The sequence below is a fragment of the Campylobacter concisus genome (genome assembly GCF_001891085.1).
Taxonomy (GTDB): Bacteria; Campylobacterota; Campylobacteria; order Campylobacterales; family Campylobacteraceae; genus Campylobacter_A; species Campylobacter_A concisus_O.
Map to the genome: position 1 here is coordinate 1 of NZ_JXUP01000003.1, position 22345 is coordinate 22345.

The window sequence follows — 22345 nt, forward strand, 5'->3', positions numbered from 1 at the left end:
ATTTTAGGGGCTTCTTGCCCCTAAAATTACTTGATGAAAGATTTAACTCTGCCAGCTATCATAAAGATGAAAGCAACAGCGATAACACCAGCAAATACGTAGTCAAATAAAGCATAGTCAGCTTTTAACGGCGTAGTTGGAATAACTGGAGCATCTCCAGCGAAAAGAGCAGGAGCTGAAAGCAATGCAGAGCCAACAGCAGCAACTTTAACCTTAGTAGATTTTAGAAAATTTTTAGTCTTTTCCATATCTAACTCCTTTTTATAGATTTACGAGCTTTAAACTCTAGAAAATCTATAAAAATAAACTTTCTAGAGATTAATGCGGGAGAGTGGTTTGCTACTCACATTAAGGCATAGCCCCCGCTTTTTGTTATTTAGATGGCTTTGTTTCTTTCAAAAAAGGATTTTCATTAAAGACTTGAAAACTCAAACTCTCATCAGGGAACATATAAGCACCATTACGAGTATTTAAAAAACGATATGGAACAGCAATATATTTGCCTTTGACGGAATCAAATTTAGGCTTTAAAGAAAAATCATAATTAATAGTTTCGGTTGATTTAACAAGATAGCCATGTTGGTCACGACTTTCAAAGGTAATAGTTACATCAATAGATGATGAAACTTCGCCAGTTTTCTTGTCGATACGAGAAATTGGACGAACTTCGTCACAAAGGCCTAAAAGGTAAGTGTACATGTGTAGCTCCTTAAGAAATATTTATTTGTAGCTTAGTATTTTAGGGGCAGAGCTACACCACCCCCAACAGTTTTACAACGTATTAAGGTTGTAACAACCAAGCCCCAAAACATCTTCACTCTGTTGCGGGCAGTTTGTCAATTTACAAATAGTTTAAAGCCATATTAAGGGCAAAATTTACATACCTTCGATAAAATCGGAAATATGAAATCATTTCATACGAACAATGAAATTATTTCATAATGTAACTTAAATAAAAATTAAAAATGAAAGAATTTCAAAGAATATGGAAAAAAAAGAAATCGCAAATTTACTTGAAATAGAGCTAAGAACTCTCTATAACTGGGAAAAATCAAGACCTAAACTATATAATTTTATTATGGAAAATATTAACTCTACACAAGAAAATGCTTCAAAAATAGATGAATTAAAAAAATATTTTGAAAAATTATCAGACATAGAACAAGAATATTTTTTATCTAGCCTAAAAGTAAAAGTATTAGAAAAAGAAATAAAACAAACAGAAACATACAAATGACAAATGCAGAAATAGCAAAAAAGCTTAAGATAGCCGAAAAAACTATATACAACTGGCGTAAAAATAGAAAAGAGCTTTTTGAAGTTATAGAAAATGGACTAAATTTAAAAGAAAACAAGAAAAGCTTATATGTAAATGATACATATAAAGAATTAATACAGCTCTTTGAAAAACTATCAGAACAAGAAATTCAATACTATATCCTAGATATAAAAACAAGAATTTTAAAAAAAGAAATAGACAAATGAATAAAAGAAAAGCAGCCAAATTTATAGAAAAAGATATAAGCACTATCTATAACTGGAAAAAAACTAACCCCAACCTATACAAAATACTAGAATTTTATTTTCAAAAAGAAAGTGAAATTAATCCAACGCATAAAGAGCTAATAGAACTATTTGATAAGTTAAGTGAAATGGAACAGCAATTTTATTTATCAGACATAAGAGCAAGAATACTTAAAAAAGAAATAGGTTAATAAAGTGAGAATACTAAAAGCTTTATTATTACTTTGCATTTTTTAATAACAGATATCAAATTGATTTTACTATATAGAATAATGCTCTTTTCAATTCTTCGATATCGCCATCAGACAAAACCTGATTTAAATATTCTTTTCTAAGTTTATCGGTTGTTAAATAGTCTTCTAGATTAAATTTTGTAAATTCTTCTTTCAAGATCAAACCTTAGATATTTTTACACCAGCCCAAGTTACTAAAACAGCAAAAACAACTATTAAGAATAAACCAAATATTGACATTATAATAATCCTTTCATTTCTTTTAATACGTCTAAACATGCTTTTAAAAGATAACAAAATAAAATACTTACCAAAAAGATTGCAATGGTAGAGCAAAAATTTAAAATAAACCCATTTTTATCAAAATTAAGAAAGATAAAACCTATTAAACCAGCATCTAAAAGTAAAAGCGTGGTAAGAAAAGGCTTTAAGAAATCAAGTTTAATTTTTAAAAACTCCCATAAATTCTTATTTTCCATAACTATCCTTTGCAAACATTATAACATAAAATAAGTCCTTAACGCTCATAACCCGAAGGTCGGCGGTTCAAATCCGTCCTCCGCAACCAAATGCCTCATATCTTTATCATCTAAAAACTAAACGCCAACTCCCATACCGTCACGTATATCATCAACATTGAGATGAACGTAGTGTAAGCTACTTTTGATATCTGTATGACCCATAAAAGCCATCAGTTTATGAGCATTAAATCCCTTCAAACTCACTAACCTAGAAGCCACTGTATGGCGTAATACGTATAGTCCGTGAGTGTTGTTTTCTCCCTTATATCCTAGATGGTTTCTTACAGCCCACCACATACGATTTGCTGTATCGTGGTTTAGATGAGTTATGGGGCACTTGTTTAAGGGTAGGTCTTTGCAGTTGTCATAAGCCCCTTGAGATACCCAGTAGTAAGCCATACGAAGCACTTGGTCGTTTTTTGTTTCAGTAAAGAGTTTACGAGCCTCTATTTTACTTACACTCTTAGCTATTTCTAAGCGTTGTTTTATGGCTTTGAAGACTAGAATAGTTTTGTTTTAATATGTAAAAAGAAAGATTAGTAAAAATAGGTTTCATAACTTTTAAATATAAAAAGAGAAATTCCCATCTACTATATGTTTTATGGATTATTAGTATAAATTTAAAAATGCAGGAGGGGCGAATGCCCCTAATTATTATTTTAAAGTTTGGATGTATTCAGCTACTGCTTTTGCATCTTCGTCACTCATTGGAGTAGCGATTGGTTTCATCATAGCGCCAAGACCAAATTTATTTGCTCCTGTTTTATAACCCTTTAGTGCCTCTTCGATAGCTGCTGCATCAAGAGATGTTAAAGCTGGAACTTTATTATTAAACATTTTTTCAGCTTTTGCACCATGACAGGCGATACATTTTTTATAGATAGCAGCACCATCTGCAGCAAAGGCAGCAGTTGAAAGTAGAGCCGCAACACTAGAAACAATTAGTAATTTTTTCATTTTTCATCCTTTGTAAAAAAGTTTGTGCATTATAGTACAAAAAGGTAAATTCGCAAGAAGCTAGTTAAAATATTTTGGCTATAATCACCAAATGAATAAAAATGAGCCTATTAAAGCACTTTTTCTGGATAGAGACGGCGTAATAAACGAAGATGCTGGATATGTTTACGATATAAAAGATTTTAAATTTATCGATGGTATTTTTGATGCGTTAAGAGAATTTGCTGGGGCTGGCTACAAGCTCTTTGTCGTGACAAATCAATCAGGTATCGGCAGAGGCTACTACACGAAGGAGCAGTTTGAGACTCTAACTAAATTTATGCTTGAAATTTTCAAAAAAGAGCAAATTTCCATCACAAAAGTCTATTTTTGCCCACATGCCCCAGAGGCGGATTGCGCTTGTAGAAAACCAAATCCAAAGATGATACTTGATGCCTGCAAAGAATTTAACATAAACCCTAAAAACTCGCTCATGATAGGTGATAAGCCAAGCGACGTCGAGGCTGGCAAAAGAGCTGGCGTTGGTAGAAATTTCTTGCTTGATGGCATAAATTTTAAAAATGTAAGAGATGTTTTAAATAAGCTAAAAAAGGAAAAATCACTATGAATTTAAATGAAAAAAAGATAGTTATAACTGGCGGTGCTGGCTTTATCGGCTCAGCCTTGGCGCATTATTTTGATGAAAACTATAAAGACGCTCACGTGCTTGTCGTAGATAAATTTAGAAACGACGAGACATTTAGCAATGGCAACCTAAAAAGCTTTGGACATTTTAAAAATTTACTTGGCTTTAAGGGTGAAATTTACGCCGGCGACATCAACGATCCTAGCACGCTTGAGAAGATAAAGAGCTTTCGCCCAGACGTCATCTACCACGAAGCAGCGATCTCTGATACGACCGTAAAAGAGCAAGACGAGCTAATAAAAACAAATGTAAATGCCTTTGTAAATTTGCTTGATATCTGCGAGAGTTTGGGCGCAAAGATGATCTACGCTAGCTCAGGGGCGACTTATGGCAACGCAAAGAGCCCACAAACCGTTGGCGAGTGCGAAGCGCCAAATAACGTCTATGGCTTTAGCAAGCTAAGCATGGATAATATCAATAAAATTTACGCAAAACGCGGTGTAAGCGTGGTTGGACTGAGGTATTTTAACGTCTTTGGCAAGGGCGAGTTTTTCAAAAACAAAACCGCCTCAATGGTGCTTCAGTTTGGCCTGCAAATTTTAGCTGGCAAGACCCCAAGACTCTTTGAGGGTAGCGACCAGATCAAAAGAGACTTTGTTTACATAAAAGATATCATTGATGCAAACATAAAAGCGCTTGACGCACCAAGTGGCGTCTATAACGCAGCTACTGGCAAGGCAAGGAGCTTTCAAGATATCGCTGACATCTTGCAGCGAGAGATTGGCGTAAATTTAGGCAACGAATACATAAAAAATCCATTTATTGGCTCATATCAGTTTCACACCGAGGCCGACGTAGCCCCAGCTCGCGAGGCATTTGGCTTTAGTGCGACTTGGAGTTTGGAAGAGGCGATAAAAGACTACTTACCAGAGATAAAGAGAATTTATAAGGAAGAGATAAATGGCTAAGAGAGTTAAAATTTTAGTCGTTGGCGATCTCATGTTAGATCACTACATCTGGGGTAGCTGCGACCGTATCTCGCCAGAAGCGCCAGTGCAGGTAGTAAAGATAAATAACGAAACCTACACGCTTGGTGGCGCTGGCAACGTGGTGAGAAATTTACTCTCGCTTGGCGCAAATGTGAGTGTGGCTAGCGTCTTAGGAGATGATGAGGCTGGTAAAAAGATAAAAGAGAAGCTTGCTGAGCTAAACGTAAAAGATGAGCTCATACTCACCGAAAAAGGACGCGAAAGCTCGATAAAAAGCCGTATCATGGCATCGCACCAGCAAGTTGTCAGGATCGATAAAGAGAGCGTCGTCAAGATAAATTTAGAAGATGAGCTCATCTTAAAAGTAAAAGAAAACCTTGCAAATTTCAAGGCTGTCTTGTTAAGTGACTACGGCAAAGGCGTGCTTAGCGAAAAGGTCTGCCAAGAGATCATAAACGAGTGCGTGAGGCTAAATATCCCAGTGCTTATCGATCCAAAAGGTAGCGACTACTCAAAATACAAAAACGCAACCCTTCTAACACCAAATAAAAAAGAGGCGAGTGAGGCTACAAATTTAAAGATAAAAGATAAGGCCGAGCTTGAAAAGGCGATAAAACAGCTAAAAGATGAGCTAAATTTGACCTATTCGATCATCACAATCTCAGAAGAGGGTATCGCGCTATATGATGACAAATTGCACATCTTTGCCGCTAAAGCAAAAGAGGTCTTTGATGTCACTGGCGCTGGAGATACGGTGCTTGCCACACTTGGCTACATGCTAGCAACTGGGGCTGACATAAAAGAGGCGATAAAGATAGCAAACCTCGCAGCAGCCGTCGTCGTAGCTAAAATTGGCAGTGCAACGGCTAGCTTTAGCGAGATCGAGCAGCTGCTAAATAGCTCGTTTGGGGCAAATTTCGAGCACAAGCTTAAAAGCGTTGAGGAGTTAGAAGAAATTTTGAGCCAAAAGGATAAGAAAAAGGTCGTTTTCACAAATGGCTGCTTTGATATCTTACACGCTGGACACGTAAAATACCTTGCGCGCGCAAGGGAGCTTGGCGATCTTTTGGTTGTTGGGCTAAACTCGGACGCTTCAGTTAAGAGACTAAAAGGCGATGAGCGTCCTATAAATTCGCAAAATGATAGAGCCTGCGTGCTAAGCGGGCTTGGATTTGTCGATTATGTCGTGATATTTGATGAGGATACGCCTTTAAATTTGATAACAAAGATAAAGCCAGATGTGCTTGTAAAAGGGGCTGATTATAAAGGCAAAGAGGTCGTTGGCAGCGATATCGTAAAAGAGGTCAGGCTGATCGACTTTGTCGAGGGCAAAAGCACGACAGGGATAATAAAAAGGATAAAAGATGCTAAAAACAATGATAAAAAATGAGCTCGAGGCTCACCAAAAGACCTTTAGTGAGCATGTAAATTTGCTGGGTAGCTTGGAGCGCGCTTGCCAGATGGTAGTTGATACACTAAAAAATGGCAAAAAGGTGCTCATTTGCGGTAACGGCGGCTCTGCGGCGGACGCTCAGCACTTTGCAGCTGAGTTAACTGGCAGATATAAAAGTGAGCGCCAGCCACTACCAGGCATCGCGCTGACTACCGACACTTCGGCACTTACGGCCATTGGCAACGACTACGGCTTTGACTACGTTTTCTCACGCCAGTTTGAGGCCTTAGCTCGTCCTGGCGACTTACTCGTAGCGATCTCAACAAGCGGCAACAGCAAAAACGTCCTTGAAGCTATAAAAAGTGCCAAGAAAATGGGCGCATCAGTGCTTGGACTTAGTGGCAAAGGCGGAGGCGCTATGAATGAGGATTGTGATCTAAATTTAGTCGTTAGCTCAAGCGATACTGCAAGGATACAAGAGTCGCACATATTTTTTATTCACACAATTTGCCAGGCTGTAGACGAGGCTTTTAGGGGCTAAAATGCAAGAAGTGATGGATAAATTTTTAAGTGATCCCAGCCGGCAAAATGAGATAAATTTGATAGCGGCTTTAAAAAAGGCTAGCTTTTTCGCTCCGGTGCTTTTAAACCAAGCGCTTGCAAAGCCTGATGGCGGCGTTGTTTACGAGGAGGAGGGCTCAAATATCAAATTTATCCTGCTTGAAGATGAGGGCGAAAAACTTAGCTATTTTCCGGCATTTACAAGCAAAGAGGCGATGAAACTTTGGCGAAATGACAGCGAGCAAGAAAGCATTGAGATAGGACTAAAAGAGTATCTTGCGATGCTAAAAGAGAGCAGCTACGCTGGAGTCGTGGTTGATGCATTTAGCTATGATTTTATTCTTAAAAAAGAGCAGATAGAAAAAATTTTAGACTAAAATTTTCATCGCACTATTGCCAAAGTCGCTGATTTGCTATTTAGCAAGTTTTTATTAATTTTAAGCTAAAATCAGCCAAGCTAAATTTAAGGAAAAAAATGAAAGACAATCTACTTGAATTAACCCAAGATATCGCATCTGTTGATATCGAAGAGTCTATAAAAACTAGCTATCTTGACTACTCCATGAGCGTCATCGTCGGACGTGCTTTGCCTGACGCTAGAGACGGATTAAAGCCAGTTCATAGAAGAATTTTATACGCTATGGACAATCTTGGCGTTGGTAGCAGAAGTGCCTATATGAAGTCAGCTCGTATCGTCGGTGAAGTAATCGGTAAATATCACCCGCACGGCGACACAGCGGTTTATGACGCACTTGTTCGTATGGCTCAGAAATTTTCTATGCGTTATCCAGTCGTTGACGGGCAAGGAAACTTTGGCTCGATAGATGGCGACAGCGCAGCTGCGATGCGTTATACCGAAGCTAGAATGACCATGCTTACTGAAGAGCTTTTAAAAGATATCGACAAAGACACGGTTGATTTTGTACCAAACTACGACGATAGAGAGGTTGAGCCAGATGTACTTCCAAGCCGTGTGCCAAATTTATTATTAAACGGCTCAAGTGGTATTGCTGTTGGTATGGCGACAAATATCCCGCCACACAGCCTTGATGAGCTTATAGACGGTCTTTTACTACTTCTTGAAAACAAAGAGGCGACGCTTGAAGAGGTAATGGAATTTATAAAAGGTCCAGACTTCCCAACTGGCGGTATCATCTTTGGTAAAAAAGGCATCATAGAGGCTTACCGCACAGGTCGCGGCAGGGTCAAACTAAGAGCTAAAACGCACATAGAAAAAAAGCCAAATAAAGACGTCATCGTTATCGACGAGCTGCCTTATCAAACAAACAAAGCAAGGCTTATTGAGCAGATCGCTGAGCTCGTAAAAGATAAGCAGATAGATGGCATCAGCGAGGTTAGAGATGAGTCTGACAAAGACGGCATCCGCGTCGTTATAGAGCTAAAACGCGACGCTATGAGCGACATCGTGCTAAATAACCTCTTTAAATCAACCACTATGGAGAGCACTTTTGGCGTTATTATGCTTGCTATTAATAACAAAGAGCCAAAGGTATTTAACCTTATTGAGCTACTTAAGCTATTTTTAAATCACAGAAAAACGGTCATTATTAGAAGGACGATATTTGAGCTTGAAAAAGCGCGCGCAAGAGCCCACATCTTAGAGGGTCTAAAGATCGCACTTGATAACATCGACGAGGTGATCGAGCTTATTAGAAATAGTGCTGATACGGCGGTTGCTAGAGAAGGCTTGATGAGTAAATTTAACCTCTCAGAGCTACAAGCAAACGCGATCCTAGATATGAGGCTAAGCAAGCTAACGGGTCTTGAGCGCGAAAAACTAGAGGCCGAGTTAGCCGAGCTGATGGCTGAGATCGCAAGACTTGATGAAATTTTAAAAAGTGAGACATTGCTTGAAAATTTGATAAAAGAAGAGCTTCTTGAGATCAAAAATAAATTTAAAGTGCCAAGAGTTACTGAGATCGTTGATGACTACGATGATATCGACATTGAAGATCTGATACCAAATGAAAATATGGTCGTAACCATAACTCACCGCGGCTACATCAAGCGTGTGCCAAGCAAGCAGTACGAGAAGCAAAAACGTGGTGGCAAGGGCAAAGTAGCGGTCACTACATACGATGATGATTTTATAGAGAGTTTCTTTACTTCAAATACCCACGACACACTTATGTTTGTGACTGACCGCGGACAGCTATACTGGCTAAAAGTCTATAAGATTCCAGAGGGAAGCCGAACAGCAAAAGGCAAAGCAGTTGTAAATTTGATTCAATTGCAGCCTGACGAGAAGATCAAAGCGATCATCCCAACGACTGATTTTGACGAGAGCAAATCGTTAGCGTTCTTTACTAAAAATGGCATCGTAAAACGCACAAATTTAAGCGAGTTTAAAAATATCCGCTCAGTTGGTGTAAGAGCTATAAGCCTCGATGAGAACGACGAGCTAGTAACTGCGCTTATCGCTCAAACATACGATGATATACCAGTGACTGACCCTGAAAATGAGCTAAGCGTAGAGACAGAGGTGCTTGAAGTAGAAGAGCTTCAGAATGAGATCGATGAAGATAGTGCAAATGCTGAAGAGGACGCAGACTCAAGCGATGAGACAATGCTATTTGTCGTTACTAAAAAGGGTATGTGTCTTAAATTTAAGATCAGCAAGGTTCGCCAAATGGGAAGAACTGCACGCGGCGTAACGGGCATCAAATTTAAAGAGCCAGGTGACGAAGTCGTAGGTGCAGCAGTCATCGAAAGCAATGATCAAGAAATTTTAAGCATATCTCAAAAAGGTATCGGCAAGCGCACAACCGCTGATGAGTACCGCTTGACAAACCGCGGCGGTAAAGGCGTCATCTGCATGAAACTAACAAGCAGAACAGGTGATCTTGTGGGCGTTGTGATGGTTGATGAAGAGCAAGATCTAATGGCTCTAACATCAAGCGGCAAGATGATAAGAGTAGATATGCAAAGCATCCGCAAAGCAGGACGTAATACAAGCGGCGTTATCGTCGTAAACGTCGATGGCGATGATGTTGTAAGTATCGCAAGATGCCCTAAGGCAGATGATGGCGAGGATGAGGAAGAAGCACCAAGCGAAGATATGGGGCTTTTGGAATAAATTTTGCTATTAAATTTTAAATAAAAGCATAAAAAAGGTTGTTTATGAAGATTAAAATTTTATCTTTTGCTTTGATGGTAGCTTTATTTGGCGGTTGCTCATTTAACGGCTTTATGGGCGAGCCAACTAGCACATCAAACCGTAATGTAGTCATCCAAAAGGTCGATAAAGACGATCTTAGAGAGGTGATGAAAAAAGAGAAGATGATATATGATAGCGCTCCAAGAGAGACCACTTTTAGAGCCACAGGCGAGGGCATAGCTCCGCTAAATTCGCTCTCATACGCTCAGTCAGTCACTCTTGCAAAAAGAGCAGCTATGGCTGATGCTTATTCGCAGCTTGCTGGTAAGCTTTATGGCGTAAAGATCAATGCTGAAGACACCGTAAGAGACGCGATGCTAAACGACTCATCTATCACTTCAAAGGTTCAAGGCCTTGTTAAAAACGCAAGGATCGTGAATGAAAATTTCAAAGACGGGCTTTATAAGGTAAATATGGAGCTTAAGATAGACGAAGATAAGTGGCGAGAAGTCTTTTCTTACTAACAATACTTTTAAATTTCTCCTTTTGCCTGGAGGAGTTTATCTTCTGGGCGAAGGTCGATACGAAAAATCAAATAGTTGCCTTTGAGGAAATTTCATTTTCAAAGGCGATGACTTTAACATCAAATCCAAAACCAAAATTTCTTTGCCAGATAGATGCTTTTAAAGATGAAAACACCACAACTCTTGGCTTTTTAAATTTACACAAAGATGAAATTTTTGACTGCTTTGCCTTAAAAAAAGTGATGATAAAAAATGAGCTTAATGTCAAAAATACACAGATCTCAAACGCTTCAAATTTGAAAATTTTGCCAGTTAGATTTATGGTGGAATTTAAGCCAAAATCCGCTATCATCGGCACACTTCAATAAAAAAGAGATCAAATGAATATCGTCATAGTAGAAGATGACATCAATATGCGAAAGTCGCTTGAGATCGCACTTGGCGAGTACGACGAGCTAAACATCAAGAGCTATAAGAGCGCAGTTGAAGCTCTAAAAAAGCTAAGCGACGACACTGATCTAATCATAACCGACATAAACATGCCAAAGATGGACGGACTTGAGTTCATTAAAGAGTTAAACGGCAAATTTGACGTCATCATAATGACAGGAAATGCGACGCTTAATAAGGCGATAGAGAGCGTTAGGCTCGGCGTGAAGGACTTTTTAACAAAGCCATTTGACGTCTCGACGCTATATGAAGCGATAAAAAGGGTCGAGCTTCTTAAGCAAAAAACTCCAAAAACTATAAAAAAAATAGAAACAAAAAGCGAAAATAACGGCTTTTTAGCCACTTCAAAGGCACTTGAAGCGACGCTAAATATCGCGCTAAAAGCTGCAAGGACTGACGCTTCAGTCATGCTTAGTGGCGAAAGTGGCGTTGGCAAGGAGGTCTTTGCTAAATTTATCCACGCAAACTCACCTAGAAAAGATGCTGTATTTGTTGCTTTAAATATGGCAGCGATCCCTGAAAATTTGATAGAAAGTGAGCTTTTTGGCTTTGAAAAAGGCGCATTTACTGACGCTGCGACTACAAAAAAAGGACAGTTTGAGCTAGCAAATGGTGGAACGCTATTTTTAGATGAGATCGGCGAGATGCCTATAAATTTACAACCAAAGCTGCTTCGTGCCTTGCAGGAGCGCGAGATAACAAGACTTGGCGCTACAAAGAGCGAAAAGATAGATGTTCGCATCATCTGCGCTACAAACGCAAATTTAGAGCTTGCGATGAAAGAGGGCAGGTTTAGAGAGGATCTTTTCTACCGCCTAAATACGATCCCGCTTTTCATCCCGCCACTTCGTGAGCGAAAAGATGAAATTTTACCTATCGCGCAGGATACTTTGGAAAAATGTTGCAAAGAGTATGGCTTTGAGGCTAAAAATTTCTCAAAAGCGGCAAAAGAGGAGCTTTTGAGCTATGACTATCCAGGCAACATAAGAGAGCTCATTTCAGTCGTGCAAAGAGCAGTGATACTAAGCGAGGGTGATGAAATTTTGCCAAATGATCTATTTTTACAAGCCAGAAGCAAAAAATAGCCATAAATTTAAGTAAAATTACGAAAATTAAAAAAGATAAGGAGAGCAGATGAGAAAATTTAACGTAGCAGTCGTTGGTGCTACTGGAGCGGTCGGCGAAGAGCTTTTTAGAGTTATGGAAGAGGTTGATTTTCCAGTTGGAGAGCTTTTACCGCTTGCTAGTGCAAAAAGTGCTGGTAGCGAGATCGAATTTAATGGCAAATATTACAAGGTAAAAGAGCTAACCGAAAAGGTTTTTTGCGAGCACGAGATTGATATTGCTTTTTTTAGTGCGGGCGGTTCAGTCTCAGAGAAATTTGCCAAATTTGCAGCTGATAGTGGCGCAGTAGTCATCGATAACACCAGCCATTTTAGGATGGATAAAGATATCCCTCTTGTTGTGCCAGAGTGCAATCCAAGCGACATTGCTATGTGGAAAAATCGCGGCATCATCGCAAATCCAAACTGCTCGACTATCCAAATGGTGCAAATTTTAAAACCGCTAAACGACGCTTTTAGTATCAATAGAGTCGATGTCTCTACTTACCAAGCAGCAAGCGGTGCTGGCAAAGAGGGCATGGAAGAGCTTGTCGTTCAGATGCAAAAATTCTTTGAGTTTAAACTTGATGAGTGCGAGCCAAAGGTATTTGCACACCGCCTAGCACTAAACGTGATCCCACATATCGATGTTTTTTTGGACAATGACTATACAAAAGAAGAGATGAAAATGGTCAATGAGACGCAAAAAATTCTTCACAAAGATATAGAAGTTAGCGCTACCTGTGTGCGTGTGCCAGTGCTTAGAAGCCACTCTGAGGCGATCACTATCCACTTTGACAAAGATGTGAGTGCAGATGCGGCAAGAGAGGTTTTAAGCAAAGCTCCAAGCGTCGTTGTGGTCGATAATCCAGCAAATAAAGAGTATCCGATGCCTATCATTTCAAGCGATACAAATGAGACTTATGTCGGCAGGATCAGAGTTGATAATTACAGACCTAATGTGCTTCACCTTTGGTGCAGTGCCGATCAGATCCGCGTAGGGGCTGCTACAAATGCTGTCAGGATCGCGCAAAAGTGGATTGCGATGCAAGAGTAAATAAGAAGGATTTTTATTGCGTAAGATATTTGAAAAAATTTTGCTTGCTAGTAACAGCTTTACACTTTTTCCAGTAGTTTTTGGACTTTTAGGTGCGATCGTGCTTTTTATCATCGCAAGTTACGACGTCGGCAAGGTACTTTTAGAGGTTTATAAATATTTCTTTGCTGCAGATTTTCACGTTGAAAATTTCCACTCAGAGGTCGTTGGCGAGATAGTTGGAGCGATCGATCTATACTTGATGGCGCTTGTTCTTTATATATTTAGCTTTGGAATTTACGAGCTTTTCATCTCAGAGATCACACAGTTAAAGCAGTCAAAGCAGAGCAAGGTGCTTGAGGTGCATTCACTTGATGAGCTAAAAGACAAGCTTGGCAAAGTGATCGTCATGGTCTTAATCGTAAATTTCTTCCAAAGGGTGCTTCACGCAAGCTTTACAACACCGCTTGAAATGGCATATCTTGCGGCTTCTATCCTAGCACTTTGCCTTGGACTTTACTTCCTTCACAAGGGAGATCACTAAAATTTTAAGCGTTTTTACGCTTAAAATTTCCCCTACATCTTTTCTTTAGCTATTTTTAGGTAATATCCCTTTAAAAATTTAAAGGAAATTTAATGATTTTTATAGACGCTTGTCTTAAAAAACCTACCCCTTATACGCCTGTTTGGATGATGCGCCAAGCCGGTAGATATTTGCCAGAGTATATGCGAGTACGCGCGCAAGCAGGGGATTTTTTATCTCTTTGCAAAGACTACAAAAAGGCTAGCGAAGTTACGCTTCAACCAGTTGAAATTCTTGGCGTTGATGCGGCGATTTTATTTAGCGACATTCTCGTTGTGCCTCTTGAAATGGGCATGGATCTACGTTTTGAAAAGGGTGAGGGCCCAGTTTTTACAGAGCCTTTGCGTGATAAAGCCGCACTTGACGCACTTAGTATCGAAAAATCGACTAAAAATCTAGCATACGTCTATGATACGATCAAACTTACAAGAGCAAATTTAGCCAAAGATAAGGCGCTCATTGGCTTTTGTGGCGCACCTTGGACGATAGCTACATATATGATCGAGGGTGGTGGCAGTAAAACTTATGCAGTTTGCAAAAAAATGCTCTATCAAAATCCAGAATTTTTACATCAAATCTTAGAAAAAGTGACGCAAGCACTCATCCTTTACGTCAAAGAGCAGATAAGAGCAGGCGTAAATGCAGTGCAAATTTTTGACAGCTGGGCGGCTGCGCTTGAAGAGCAGGCATATTTTGAGTTTGGGTTTAACTACATAAACAAAATAGTTGATAGCGTCAAGTCTGAGTTTCCAGAGATCCCAGTCATCGTTTTCCCAAAAGGTATAAGCGGCTATCTAGATAAAATTTCAGGAAACTTTGATGTTTTTGGTGTCGACTGGAGTACACCGATTAAGCTAGCCAAAGCAAAACTTAGTCCAAGATACGTCCTTCAGGGTAATATGGAGCCAACTAGACTTTATAGCAAAAAGGCGATAGATGAAGGCGTAGATAAAATTTTAAGTACGATGAAAGGGGTGCCGCATATTTTTAACCTCGGTCATGGAATTTTGCCTGATGTGCCAGTTGAGAATGCAAAATATTTTATAAAACAGGTACAGACAAAAAGTGCAAGGTAATAAGCCTTGCATCGTCTTTGGACCGATAAATTCTCGCCGTTTTGGTATGAGCCTAGGCATTGATCTAAGCCATAAACAAAAATCATGTAATTTTGACTGTGTTTATTGCGAGCTAAGTGGCGCAAAGACTGTTGAAACAATAGAAAATCCACCAAGCGTTGATGAGATTATAAGCGCTTTAAAAGAAGCATTAAAAACTCATCAAAACATCGACGTCATCACGCTTACAGCAAATGGCGAACCAACTCTTTACCCGTACTTAAAAGAGCTGATAGCAAAAGTAAATGAGCTAAAAGGTAGTGCAAAAACACTTATTTTGAGTAATGGCTCAGGCGTGTGTGACCCAAAAATTTGTGAAGCACTACATGGGCTTGATATAGTGAAATTTAGCCTTGATAGCGCAGTACAAAGTACATTTAAAAAGATAGATCGCAACAAAAGCGGCATAGAAGTAAATGAACTTATAAAAGCAATGGCTAAATTTCGTAAGGAATTTGCTGGCGAGCTTGTGCTTGAAATTTTGGTCGTGGCTGGATTTAACGACAAAGAAGAGGAATTTGTAGCGCTTAATGAGGCTATAAATGAGATAGCTCCGCACCGAGTGGATATTGGCACGATAGATCGCCCACCAGCTTACAATGTAAAGGGTGTAGACGCCAAAAAACTAGAGGAGCTAGCCAAGCAGATAAGTTGCGTACCGGTTAATATAGCTAAGGCTCACAAAATAGAGCAAAAGTATAACTTTAGTGAGGAAGAAATTTTAGAAATGCTAAGGCGTCGTCCGCAAACTATTGCAAATATTGAAGAAAATTTCTCAGAGCACTCAAAGCAAATTTTAAACAAGCTCTTGCAACAAGATATGGTTTATCTAGCCGATGTTGCTGGAGTAAAATTTTATAAATTAAGAGCATAAATGAAAAGAATCCTTACAATACAAGATATCTCGTGCGTTGGCAAATGTTCCCTTACCGTTGCACTTCCGATAATTAGCGCTCAAGGCATTGAGACGTGCATATTGCCTACTGCGCTACTTTCGACCCACACTGGCTTTAAAAATTTCACATTTCGTGATCTGACTGATGAATTTGACGAGATAACACAAGTATGGCACAAAGAAAATATCGCATTTGATGGAATTTATACTGGATTTTTAGGCAGCTTTAGCCAGCTTGAGCTGATAGAGAAAATTTTTAATGAGTTTAATGACTCTGCTCCACTAATACTTGTAGATCCTTGTATGGGCGACAATGGCAAGCTCTATCACGGATTTGATGAAAAATTTGTTATGAAAATGCGCGAACTTTGCACAAAGGCTCACGTCATCACGCCAAATATAACAGAGGCAAGCTTTATGTGCGGGATGCCGTTTTTTGGCAGTGACTATACGCAAGATTATATTTTAGAGTTGCTTGAAGGCTTAGCTAGCTTTGGAGCTAGAAAGATCGTGCTAAAGGGCATTAGATACAAGCAAAATGAATGCGGCATCATAGCTTACGACGCAAAGACAAAAGAAAAAGTGGAGTATTTTCACGAGTTTTTGCCATTTCACACGAGTGGAACTGGAGATATATTTGCTTCAGTGCTTTTTGGCTCGCTAGTAAATGGCGAAACGATAGAAACTGCTATAAAAAAGGCGGCAAATTTTGTGCTTAGCAGCATTAAAGTCACGCTAAAAGATAAGAACCGCACATGGTATGGTGTGCAGTTTGAAAAGATGCTTGGCACTCTTGCAAAATAGGCTGGCAAACTACTTATTTAAAATTTTTAATAACACAACGATATGGCAAAGATTTATATCTTTGCTAGCTGTTAGAAGTGCTATATCGCCATGCTCTTTTTCTAGTTTTTTTAGCATTTTAAAGCAAGATTGCGCTTTTTCATTATCAAGCTCGAGCTCAAATTTCTCACAAAACTCACCAAATCTAGCTTCTCTATCTTCATGAAACCACTCTCTTAAAGCAGTGCTTGGTGTGATATCTTTTAGCCAAAGGAAATTTGAAAATATCTCTTTTCTTATGCCTCTTGGATAGAGTCTATCAACAAAAGCCGCCTTCATATCCAAACTATCATCTTTGATAAAATCATAAATTCTATAAGCTTTAAACATGTTGTGATTGTAGTCCTATAATGTTTATAAATAAAAAAATATTCTTAGTTATCTTATATTTTTTATACTTGTTTAAATTTTAAGGTTTGTAAAATCAAAGCTCAAATTTTTGATTGTGGTGATAAGAATTAAACTAGGACTAGAAAATAGTCCTGAAAAGAATAAATTTAAATTAAAGCTCGTTTCGATAAAATCCCAACATAAAAATCACTAAAAAGGTTATCATTATGAGAGGCTATAAAATTTTCTCAGGAACGGCTAATATTGAGCTTTCAAAGAAAATTTCGCAATATCTTTCACTTCCTCTTAGCGAGGCAAGTATAAAAAGATTTAGCGATGGAGAGATCAGCGTGCAAATCGGCGAGAGCGTGCGCGGAAAAGATGTTTTTGTCATTCAGCCAACATGTGCACCGACAAATACAAATTTAATGGAGCTGCTTATCTTGACTGATGCTTTAAGACGTAGCAGTGCAAGCTCAATAACAGCGATTGTGCCGTATTTTGGCTACGCTAGACAAGATAGAAAAGCAGCTCCTAGAGTGCCGATCACTGCAAAACTAGTGGCAAACATGATGCAAACAGCAGGTATCGATAGAGTCGTCACTATGGACCTTCACGCAGGACAAATTCAAGGATTTTTTGATATTCCGGTTGATAACCTTTATGGAAGTATCATTTTTAATGACTACGTAAGAGCTAAAAATTTACCAAATCCAATCGTTGCAAGTCCTGATGTAGGCGGCGTTGCTCGTGCTAGAGCCTTGGCTAAAAATCTAAATCTTGACATGGTTATCGTAGATAAACGCCGCGAAAAAGCAAACGAGAGCGAAGTGATGAATATAATCGGTGACGTAAATGGTAAAGATGTGATTTTAGTCGATGATATGATCGATACCGCTGGTACGATCGTAAAGGCAGCTGAAATTTTTAAAGAGCGTGGTGCAACTAGCGTTATGGCATTTTGTACGCATCCAGTCCTTAGTGGACCAGCTTACGATAGGCTAAGACTAGGCTTTTTAGATGAGCTAGTGGTAACAGATACAATCCCTCTAGCTGAGGAGCTTCCTTGTATAAAAGTGCTAAGTGCAGCTTCTTTATTTGGCGAAGTGATACGCCGTGTATATCACAATGAAAGCGTAAATAGCTTATTTTAATTAATCTTGGCTTTTGCTTTGAGTGTTGCAGGCAAAAGCCAAATCTTTAATGCTTATTAGAATTTAATTTTGATAAATCAAAATTTGTAGCAAAAAGATAGCCTCTATTTATAGCTGGAATTTTTAAAATTCTAGCCTTCTCTTTAAAAATTTTTGGCATTATGGCTTTGCAAATTGGAGTTACTAGAAGGTAAGTATCTGCGTATCCGACAGCAATCTTGCCACTTAGCACCACGCTTGTTTGCTTTGCTAAATTTGCATTTAGCTCATCTTTTTGAGCCTTACTTAAAAGCACATTTAGCTCTTTTGCCGCCATATCAACGCCTCGTATCGCATTACTATCTTTTTTTATGATAAAAATTTCATCACTTATTTTTGTGATATTTGGCATTAAAATTTGTCTATCGGCTTCCAAAAACTCAAAGCTCTTTTGCACGCCACTAAAATAATTATCTAAAAATGGCTCACTAAAATTTAGCCTCATGAAGCTTCTTTTAAACTCACCTTTTAAATTTGTCTTATCGACAAAGTAGCGCAAACCTCGCTCGTCAAGGTAGCTTTGAAGCTCTTTTTTGCGTAAATTTAAAAGCGGCCTAACTAGCCAAAAGTGCTTTCTCTTTTCAAGCTCGCTCATGCTAAAGAGCTCTTTTAGTCCAGCACCCTTACTAAGCTGCATCAAAAACCACTCAAATTTATCATCAAACTGATGCGCTAGGATCAAATTTTCATAGCCAAATTTTTGGCAAATTTCTCCAAAAAACTCATATCTTGCCTCGCGCGCATTTTTTTCAAAATTTGATTTATCTAAAAAAACGCTTTTAGTATAAATTTTTTTACCAAATTTATCTGCGAGCTCTTTTGCACTTTTTATCTCGTTTTTGCTTTGCTCTCGAACATTGTAATCAACTATCGCTAGATCAAATTTGATCCCAGCATCTTCTAAAATGTAAAAAAGTGCAGTGCTGTCTATACCGTGCGAGAATGCAAGCAGGTTTGCACCTGAGTTTAGCTTTTCTCGCACATTTTGGCTTATCATTTTGCTTTTTTGATGATTTTAGCGATCAGCTTTTGATCGACCACGTCAGTGACCTCACAAAGGTAGAGTGAGCCGATCTCAAGCTCTTTTACATCGCTCTCGTTTATTAAAATTTCACCGTCTATATCTTTATCCCAGATGTCTTTTTTGGCTGCGTAAAACATCTCACCCTCGCTGCTTTCACCCTCAAGGGAAGCATAAATTTGCTTTCCAATCTCTTTTTGCAAGCTCTCATTTATCGATTTTTTAGTGATTTTTTCTATCTTGTTTAGTCTTTTTGAGATGATCTTGGCTGGGATTTGCTCCATTTCAAAAGATACTGTGTCTTCTTCTTTTGAGTAGGCAAAGGCTGAAATTCTATCGAAATTAAACTCTTCTAAAAATTTGCAAAGCTCCTCAAAATCCTCCTCGCTCTCGCCTGGATGTCCTACGATGACGCCAGTTCGTAAGAATGAATTTTTGGCATTTCTCATCAAATTTAAAAGCTCTTTTATCTTTTTAGCGCCACTTCCACGCTTCATTATCTTTAGCATATCTTCGCTGATGTGTTGGATCGGCATGTCAAAGTAGTTGTGAAAGACAGGCGAGGCGATGATACGCTCAATTAGCTCCTTGCTGGTCGTACTTGGGTAGAGGTAGAGTATCCTAGCACTTCTTACGCCCTTTATCTTTTCTATCTCGTCTATTAAATTTATAAGCCCGTCGCTAACGCCTTGATCGCGCATATATGAGCTTGAGTCCTGAGATAAAAAGCTAAAGTCGTAGTAGCCTTTTTTGACTAGATTTTTAACCTCATTTACGATGTTTTCAAGCGAGCGTGATTTTAGCTTGCCTTTAAATGTCGGTATCGCACAAAAACTGCATTTTTGGTTACAGCCCTCTGAAATTTTGATGTAGGCGTGGTAGTTTGAGCCAGTTATCACACGCTCTTCATTTGCTTGCAGATAAGTTTGCGGGCTAAATAAATTTTGCTTTTTCAAGATGATCTCATCGATCTTGTCATAGTCAGCCACGCCGGTAAAGAGATCGACCTCTGGTAGCTCTTTCATAAGCTCATCTTTATATCGCTGCATAAGACAGCCAGTCACTACTAGCAAAGAGCCATTTTTACGAGCTTCGTGCATTTCAAGTATGGTTTGGATACTCTCTTCTTTGGCAGATTTTATAAAGCCGCAGGTATTTACGATGATGACGTCAGCGTCACTGATATCATCCGTAATGTCGTAGTTTTGCAGTCTACCAAGCATGATCTCAGAATCAACTAAATTTTTGTTACAGCCAAGTGAAATTAAGTGAAGTTTTGGCATTTTTAGATCCAGATGTTGTCTATTAGCCTAGTTTTACCAACGTAAGCTGCTACTAAAATGATGGTGTTATTTTTTTCTATTTTGGAAATTTCATTTAAATTTCTATCCGTAATGGCGACATAATCAACCTTTAATGGCTCTAACACTTCAAGCATCTTTGTTTTGATCTCACTTGTGTCTTCCTCGCCGTTTTGGATCAAATTTTGTGCTTTATTTAGCGATCTTGAAAGCCTTAGAGCATTACATTTATCTTCGTCGCAGATATAGACATTTCTACTTGAAAGTGCAAGTCCGTCTGGCTCTCTAACGATATCGCAAGCCACTAGGCTAGTATTAAGAAAAAATGTCTTTATCATGTTTTGCACGATGATTAATTGTTGTGTATCTTTTTTGCCCATGTAAACGCTATTTGCACGAGTTAGGCGAAATAGCTTGTTTAGCACTCTTAGCACGCCATCAAAGTGGCCTGGTCTAGTTTTGCCCTCTAAGATGGCTGAAAATTTCTTTGGAGCGATAATTAGAGGCTCATCATCAAAGTAAAGTTCATTAGCATCTGGGATAAAAATAGCACTAACGCCATTTTGCTCGCAAATTTTAATGTCGTTTTGTTCGTTTCTTGGGTATTTGTCCAGATCTTCGCCTGGTAAAAATTGAGTTGGATTAACGAATGTTGAGACGATACTTATCTCATTTTCGTTCACGCATTTTTTAATAAGGCTAACGTGTCCGTTATGAAGCGCGCCCATGGTCGGCACAAAACCGATCTTTGCGCTTGTGCTAGAGACGAAATTTTCAAGTTCTTTTATAGTTCTTATGATTTGCATTTTGACTCTTTTTATTTGAAATTTTAACTTGGCATTGTAACAAAAAAGGATTAAAAGGGCGTAAATTTAAAAATGTAAGCAACTTTTGGCTAAAATCGGCAAAAATTTTTGGAGAAAAACTTGGATAGTTACGAATACAACGAGCTTTTAAAGAAGCTACAAACAAAAGTTGAAAACATAGGCTCTATTGTAAAGCCTGAAGAGATAAAGGCTAGACTAAAAGAGATCGAGGCCACCGAGCAAGATCCTGATTTTTGGCAAGATATCGCAAGAGCTGGGGCACTAAATAAAGAAAAAACTAAAATTTCAAATATGCTTGCAAAATTTAACGACGCTAATCAGGCAGTAAGTGATGCAAAGGAGCTCTTTGAGCTAGCAAATTCTGAAAATGACGAGGAGACTATAAAATCTCTTTTTGATGACGCTAAAAATTTAGATGAAAAGATAGTAAATTTAGAAATTTCTATGCTTTTAAGCGGCGAAGATGACGGCAAAAATGCGATCGTATCGATCCATCCTGGAGCGGGCGGCACTGAGAGTAACGACTGGGCGAGCATGCTTTATAGGATGTATCTTAGATTTTGCGAGCGTGAGGGCTTTAAGGTCGAGACTCTTGACTTTCAAGAAGGCGATGAGGCAGGGCTAAAGGATGTGAGCTTTATCGTAAAAGGTGAAAATGCCTATGGGTACTTTAAAGCAGAAAATGGCATCCACAGGCTCGTTCGCACAAGTCCATTTGATAGTGCAGGGCGCCGTCATACAAGCTTTTCAAGTGTCATGGTAAGTCCTGAAATAGATGATGATATAGAGATCGAGATCGAGGAAAAAGATCTAAAGATAGATACTTATAGAGCAAGCGGTGCAGGCGGTCAGCACGTAAATAAAACAGAATCAGCCATCCGCATCACGCATATACCAACTGGCATCGTCGTGCAGTGCCAAAACGACCGCAGCCAGCACAAAAATAGAGCTACAGCGATGAAAATGCTAAAATCTCGTCTTTACGAGCTTGAGCTGATGAAACAACAAGAGGCAAGTAACAGCATCGAAAAAAGCGAAATCGGCTGGGGGCATCAGATAAGATCATATGTGCTTTTCCCATATCAGCAGGTAAAAGATAACCGCAGCGGCGAGGCATACTCACAAACTGATGCGATACTTGATGGCGACATCAAAAAGATGATAGAAGGTGTTTTGATCGCTCAAAAGGCGGACGCGTAGTAA

29 protein-coding genes are annotated in these 22345 nt (G+C 38.9%); 19 read left to right on the forward strand and 10 right to left on the reverse strand.

Going from position 1 to position 22345, the window contains the following annotated elements:
• Window positions 1-26 precede the first annotated feature (26 nt).
• On the reverse strand, window positions 27-248 hold the full coding sequence (locus TH67_RS01965; RefSeq protein WP_072594127.1) for a phosphonate transporter: 222 nt from the start codon (window positions 246-248) through the stop codon (window positions 27-29).
• 124 nt (window positions 249-372) lie between these two features.
• Window positions 373-699: a hypothetical protein gene (locus TH67_RS01970; protein WP_072594128.1), complete on the reverse strand. Its 327-nt coding sequence runs from the start codon at window positions 697-699 to the stop codon at window positions 373-375.
• A 286-nt stretch (window positions 700-985) separates the two neighbouring features.
• Here TH67_RS01970 and TH67_RS01975 point away from each other — a divergent pair, with 286 nt between their 5' ends.
• The 3 genes from TH67_RS01975 to TH67_RS01985 are packed head-to-tail and all read left to right on the forward strand — an operon-like array spanning window position 986 to window position 1715.
• Entirely contained in the window at window positions 986-1237 is a 252-nt protein-coding gene (locus tag TH67_RS01975) for a cobalt chelatase (protein ID WP_072594129.1), read from the forward strand.
• Entirely contained in the window at window positions 1234-1485 is a 252-nt protein-coding gene (locus TH67_RS01980) for a hypothetical protein (protein ID WP_072594130.1), read from the forward strand. The genes TH67_RS01975 and TH67_RS01980 overlap by 4 nt, the downstream gene beginning before the upstream one ends.
• Window positions 1482-1715 (forward strand): histidine kinase, encoded by a 234-nt coding sequence (locus TH67_RS01985; protein ID WP_072594131.1) that lies wholly within the window; start codon window positions 1482-1484, stop codon window positions 1713-1715. The genes TH67_RS01980 and TH67_RS01985 overlap by 4 nt, the downstream gene beginning before the upstream one ends.
• Window positions 1716-1770: 55 nt before the next feature.
• Here the strand turns inward: TH67_RS01985 and TH67_RS01990 are convergent, their stop codons facing one another.
• From TH67_RS01990 to TH67_RS02005, 4 genes are all read right to left on the reverse strand, one after another.
• Window positions 1771-1914: a helix-turn-helix domain-containing transcriptional regulator gene (locus TH67_RS01990; protein WP_223154235.1), complete on the reverse strand. Its 144-nt coding sequence runs from the start codon at window positions 1912-1914 to the stop codon at window positions 1771-1773.
• An 82-nt stretch (window positions 1915-1996) separates the two neighbouring features.
• A complete protein-coding gene (locus tag TH67_RS01995; protein ID WP_072594132.1) occupies window positions 1997-2236 on the reverse strand; it encodes a hypothetical protein in 240 nt (79 codons plus the stop codon).
• A gap of 117 nt (window positions 2237-2353) precedes the next feature.
• Window positions 2354-2677: a tyrosine-type recombinase/integrase gene (locus TH67_RS02000; protein ID WP_072594133.1), complete on the reverse strand. Its 324-nt coding sequence runs from the start codon at window positions 2675-2677 to the stop codon at window positions 2354-2356.
• A 255-nt stretch (window positions 2678-2932) separates the two neighbouring features.
• Window positions 2933-3235, reverse strand: a complete 303-nt coding sequence (locus TH67_RS02005; RefSeq protein WP_072594134.1) for a c-type cytochrome — start codon at window positions 3233-3235, stop codon at window positions 2933-2935.
• Window positions 3236-3326: 91 nt separating this feature from the next.
• Between TH67_RS02005 and gmhB the strand changes: the two genes are divergently transcribed.
• The 14 genes from gmhB (at window position 3327) to TH67_RS02075 (ending at window position 16431) form a co-directional block, all read left to right on the forward strand.
• Window positions 3327-3842 (forward strand): D-glycero-beta-D-manno-heptose 1,7-bisphosphate 7-phosphatase, encoded by a 516-nt coding sequence (gene gmhB, locus TH67_RS02010; RefSeq protein ID WP_072594135.1) that lies wholly within the window; start codon window positions 3327-3329, stop codon window positions 3840-3842.
• Window positions 3839-4828, forward strand: coding sequence for an ADP-glyceromanno-heptose 6-epimerase (gene rfaD / locus TH67_RS02015; RefSeq protein WP_072594136.1), 990 nt, complete (start codon window positions 3839-3841; stop codon window positions 4826-4828). Before gmhB ends, rfaD begins: the two co-directional genes overlap by 4 nt.
• Entirely contained in the window at window positions 4821-6239 is a 1419-nt protein-coding gene (gene rfaE1, locus TH67_RS02020) for a D-glycero-beta-D-manno-heptose-7-phosphate kinase (RefSeq protein ID WP_072594137.1), read from the forward strand. The genes rfaD and rfaE1 overlap by 8 nt, the downstream gene beginning before the upstream one ends.
• The gene (gene gmhA / locus TH67_RS02025; RefSeq protein WP_072594138.1) at window positions 6214-6783 is read left to right on the forward strand and encodes a D-sedoheptulose 7-phosphate isomerase; all 570 of its coding nucleotides are present in this window, start codon (window positions 6214-6216) and stop codon (window positions 6781-6783) included. Before rfaE1 ends, gmhA begins: the two co-directional genes overlap by 26 nt.
• A gap of 1 nt (window position 6784) precedes the next feature.
• Window positions 6785-7180, forward strand: a complete 396-nt coding sequence (locus TH67_RS02030; RefSeq protein WP_072594139.1) for an SseB family protein — start codon at window positions 6785-6787, stop codon at window positions 7178-7180.
• 98 nt (window positions 7181-7278) lie between these two features.
• A complete protein-coding gene (gene gyrA, locus TH67_RS02035; protein WP_072594140.1) occupies window positions 7279-9900 on the forward strand; it encodes a DNA gyrase subunit A in 2622 nt (873 codons plus the stop codon).
• A 50-nt stretch (window positions 9901-9950) separates the two neighbouring features.
• Window positions 9951-10445: an LPP20 family lipoprotein gene (locus tag TH67_RS02040; RefSeq protein WP_219334520.1), complete on the forward strand. Its 495-nt coding sequence runs from the start codon at window positions 9951-9953 to the stop codon at window positions 10443-10445.
• Window positions 10421-10813 (forward strand): hypothetical protein, encoded by a 393-nt coding sequence (locus TH67_RS02045; protein ID WP_072594142.1) that lies wholly within the window; start codon window positions 10421-10423, stop codon window positions 10811-10813. The genes TH67_RS02040 and TH67_RS02045 overlap by 25 nt, the downstream gene beginning before the upstream one ends.
• 12 nt (window positions 10814-10825) lie before the next feature.
• Complete coding sequence (locus tag TH67_RS02050; RefSeq protein ID WP_072594143.1) at window positions 10826-11980, forward strand: sigma-54-dependent transcriptional regulator; 1155 nt, start codon at window positions 10826-10828, stop codon at window positions 11978-11980.
• A 49-nt stretch (window positions 11981-12029) separates the two neighbouring features.
• Entirely contained in the window at window positions 12030-13055 is a 1026-nt protein-coding gene (locus tag TH67_RS02055; protein WP_072594144.1) for an aspartate-semialdehyde dehydrogenase, read from the forward strand.
• A gap of 16 nt (window positions 13056-13071) precedes the next feature.
• A complete protein-coding gene (locus TH67_RS02060) occupies window positions 13072-13578 on the forward strand; it encodes a YqhA family protein (RefSeq protein WP_072594145.1) in 507 nt (168 codons plus the stop codon).
• 92 nt (window positions 13579-13670) lie between these two features.
• Window positions 13671-14693: a uroporphyrinogen decarboxylase gene (gene hemE / locus TH67_RS02065; protein ID WP_072594146.1), complete on the forward strand. Its 1023-nt coding sequence runs from the start codon at window positions 13671-13673 to the stop codon at window positions 14691-14693.
• A gap of 46 nt (window positions 14694-14739) precedes the next feature.
• Window positions 14740-15606, forward strand: coding sequence for a radical SAM protein (locus TH67_RS02070; protein ID WP_072594406.1), 867 nt, complete (start codon window positions 14740-14742; stop codon window positions 15604-15606).
• Window positions 15607-16431, forward strand: coding sequence for a pyridoxamine kinase (locus tag TH67_RS02075; RefSeq protein ID WP_072594147.1), 825 nt, complete (start codon window positions 15607-15609; stop codon window positions 16429-16431).
• A gap of 9 nt (window positions 16432-16440) precedes the next feature.
• Here the strand turns inward: TH67_RS02075 and TH67_RS02080 are convergent, their stop codons facing one another.
• On the reverse strand, window positions 16441-16800 hold the full coding sequence (locus TH67_RS02080) for a DUF488 domain-containing protein (RefSeq protein WP_072594148.1): 360 nt from the start codon (window positions 16798-16800) through the stop codon (window positions 16441-16443).
• A gap of 227 nt (window positions 16801-17027) precedes the next feature.
• On the opposite strand from TH67_RS02080, the gene TH67_RS02085 reads away from it, so the two are divergent.
• Complete coding sequence (locus tag TH67_RS02085) at window positions 17028-17954, forward strand: ribose-phosphate pyrophosphokinase (RefSeq protein ID WP_072594149.1); 927 nt, start codon at window positions 17028-17030, stop codon at window positions 17952-17954.
• 46 nt (window positions 17955-18000) lie between these two features.
• Here TH67_RS02085 and tilS read toward each other — a convergent pair whose 3' ends face one another.
• The 3 genes from tilS to panC are packed head-to-tail and all read right to left on the reverse strand — an operon-like array spanning window position 18001 to window position 21121.
• On the reverse strand, window positions 18001-18990 hold the full coding sequence (gene tilS, locus TH67_RS02090) for a tRNA lysidine(34) synthetase TilS (protein WP_072594150.1): 990 nt from the start codon (window positions 18988-18990) through the stop codon (window positions 18001-18003).
• Complete coding sequence (gene rimO, locus TH67_RS02095; protein ID WP_072594151.1) at window positions 18987-20297, reverse strand: 30S ribosomal protein S12 methylthiotransferase RimO; 1311 nt, start codon at window positions 20295-20297, stop codon at window positions 18987-18989. The genes tilS and rimO overlap by 4 nt, the downstream gene beginning before the upstream one ends.
• A 2-nt stretch (window positions 20298-20299) precedes the next feature.
• Entirely contained in the window at window positions 20300-21121 is an 822-nt protein-coding gene (gene panC / locus TH67_RS02100) for a pantoate--beta-alanine ligase (protein WP_072594152.1), read from the reverse strand.
• Between the two features lie 120 nt (window positions 21122-21241).
• Here panC and prfB point away from each other — a divergent pair, with 120 nt between their 5' ends.
• Window positions 21242-22342 carry a peptide chain release factor 2 gene (gene prfB, locus TH67_RS02105; RefSeq protein ID WP_072594153.1) on the forward strand — a complete coding sequence of 367 codons (1101 nt, stop codon included), beginning with the start codon at window positions 21242-21244 and terminating at the stop codon, window positions 22340-22342.
• Window positions 22343-22345 lie beyond the last annotated feature (3 nt).

Coding starts and splice junctions, on each gene's coding strand:
- TH67_RS01965 (WP_072594127.1), bottom strand. CDS start 248: ATGGAAAAGACTAAAAATTTTCTAAAATCTACTAAGGTTAAAGTTGCT.
- TH67_RS01970 (WP_072594128.1), bottom strand. CDS start 699: ATGTACACTTACCTTTTAGGCCTTTGTGACGAAGTTCGTCCAATTTCT.
- TH67_RS01975 (WP_072594129.1), top strand. CDS start 986: ATGGAAAAAAAAGAAATCGCAAATTTACTTGAAATAGAGCTAAGAACT.
- TH67_RS01980 (WP_072594130.1), top strand. CDS start 1,234: ATGACAAATGCAGAAATAGCAAAAAAGCTTAAGATAGCCGAAAAAACT.
- TH67_RS01985 (WP_072594131.1), top strand. CDS start 1,482: ATGAATAAAAGAAAAGCAGCCAAATTTATAGAAAAAGATATAAGCACT.
- TH67_RS01995 (WP_072594132.1), bottom strand. CDS start 2,236: ATGGAAAATAAGAATTTATGGGAGTTTTTAAAAATTAAACTTGATTTC.
- TH67_RS02000 (WP_072594133.1), bottom strand. CDS start 2,677: ATGGCTTACTACTGGGTATCTCAAGGGGCTTATGACAACTGCAAAGAC.
- TH67_RS02005 (WP_072594134.1), bottom strand. CDS start 3,235: ATGAAAAAATTACTAATTGTTTCTAGTGTTGCGGCTCTACTTTCAACT.
- gmhB (WP_072594135.1), top strand. CDS start 3,327: ATGAATAAAAATGAGCCTATTAAAGCACTTTTTCTGGATAGAGACGGC.
- rfaD (WP_072594136.1), top strand. CDS start 3,839: ATGAATTTAAATGAAAAAAAGATAGTTATAACTGGCGGTGCTGGCTTT.
- rfaE1 (WP_072594137.1), top strand. CDS start 4,821: ATGGCTAAGAGAGTTAAAATTTTAGTCGTTGGCGATCTCATGTTAGAT.
- gmhA (WP_072594138.1), top strand. CDS start 6,214: ATGCTAAAAACAATGATAAAAAATGAGCTCGAGGCTCACCAAAAGACC.
- TH67_RS02030 (WP_072594139.1), top strand. CDS start 6,785: ATGCAAGAAGTGATGGATAAATTTTTAAGTGATCCCAGCCGGCAAAAT.
- gyrA (WP_072594140.1), top strand. CDS start 7,279: ATGAAAGACAATCTACTTGAATTAACCCAAGATATCGCATCTGTTGAT.
- TH67_RS02050 (WP_072594143.1), top strand. CDS start 10,826: ATGAATATCGTCATAGTAGAAGATGACATCAATATGCGAAAGTCGCTT.
- TH67_RS02055 (WP_072594144.1), top strand. CDS start 12,030: ATGAGAAAATTTAACGTAGCAGTCGTTGGTGCTACTGGAGCGGTCGGC.
- hemE (WP_072594146.1), top strand. CDS start 13,671: ATGATTTTTATAGACGCTTGTCTTAAAAAACCTACCCCTTATACGCCT.
- TH67_RS02070 (WP_072594406.1), top strand. CDS start 14,740: ATGAGCCTAGGCATTGATCTAAGCCATAAACAAAAATCATGTAATTTT.
- TH67_RS02075 (WP_072594147.1), top strand. CDS start 15,607: ATGAAAAGAATCCTTACAATACAAGATATCTCGTGCGTTGGCAAATGT.
- TH67_RS02080 (WP_072594148.1), bottom strand. CDS start 16,800: ATGTTTAAAGCTTATAGAATTTATGATTTTATCAAAGATGATAGTTTG.
- TH67_RS02085 (WP_072594149.1), top strand. CDS start 17,028: ATGAGAGGCTATAAAATTTTCTCAGGAACGGCTAATATTGAGCTTTCA.
- tilS (WP_072594150.1), bottom strand. CDS start 18,990: ATGATAAGCCAAAATGTGCGAGAAAAGCTAAACTCAGGTGCAAACCTG.
- rimO (WP_072594151.1), bottom strand. CDS start 20,297: ATGCCAAAACTTCACTTAATTTCACTTGGCTGTAACAAAAATTTAGTT.
- panC (WP_072594152.1), bottom strand. CDS start 21,121: ATGCAAATCATAAGAACTATAAAAGAACTTGAAAATTTCGTCTCTAGC.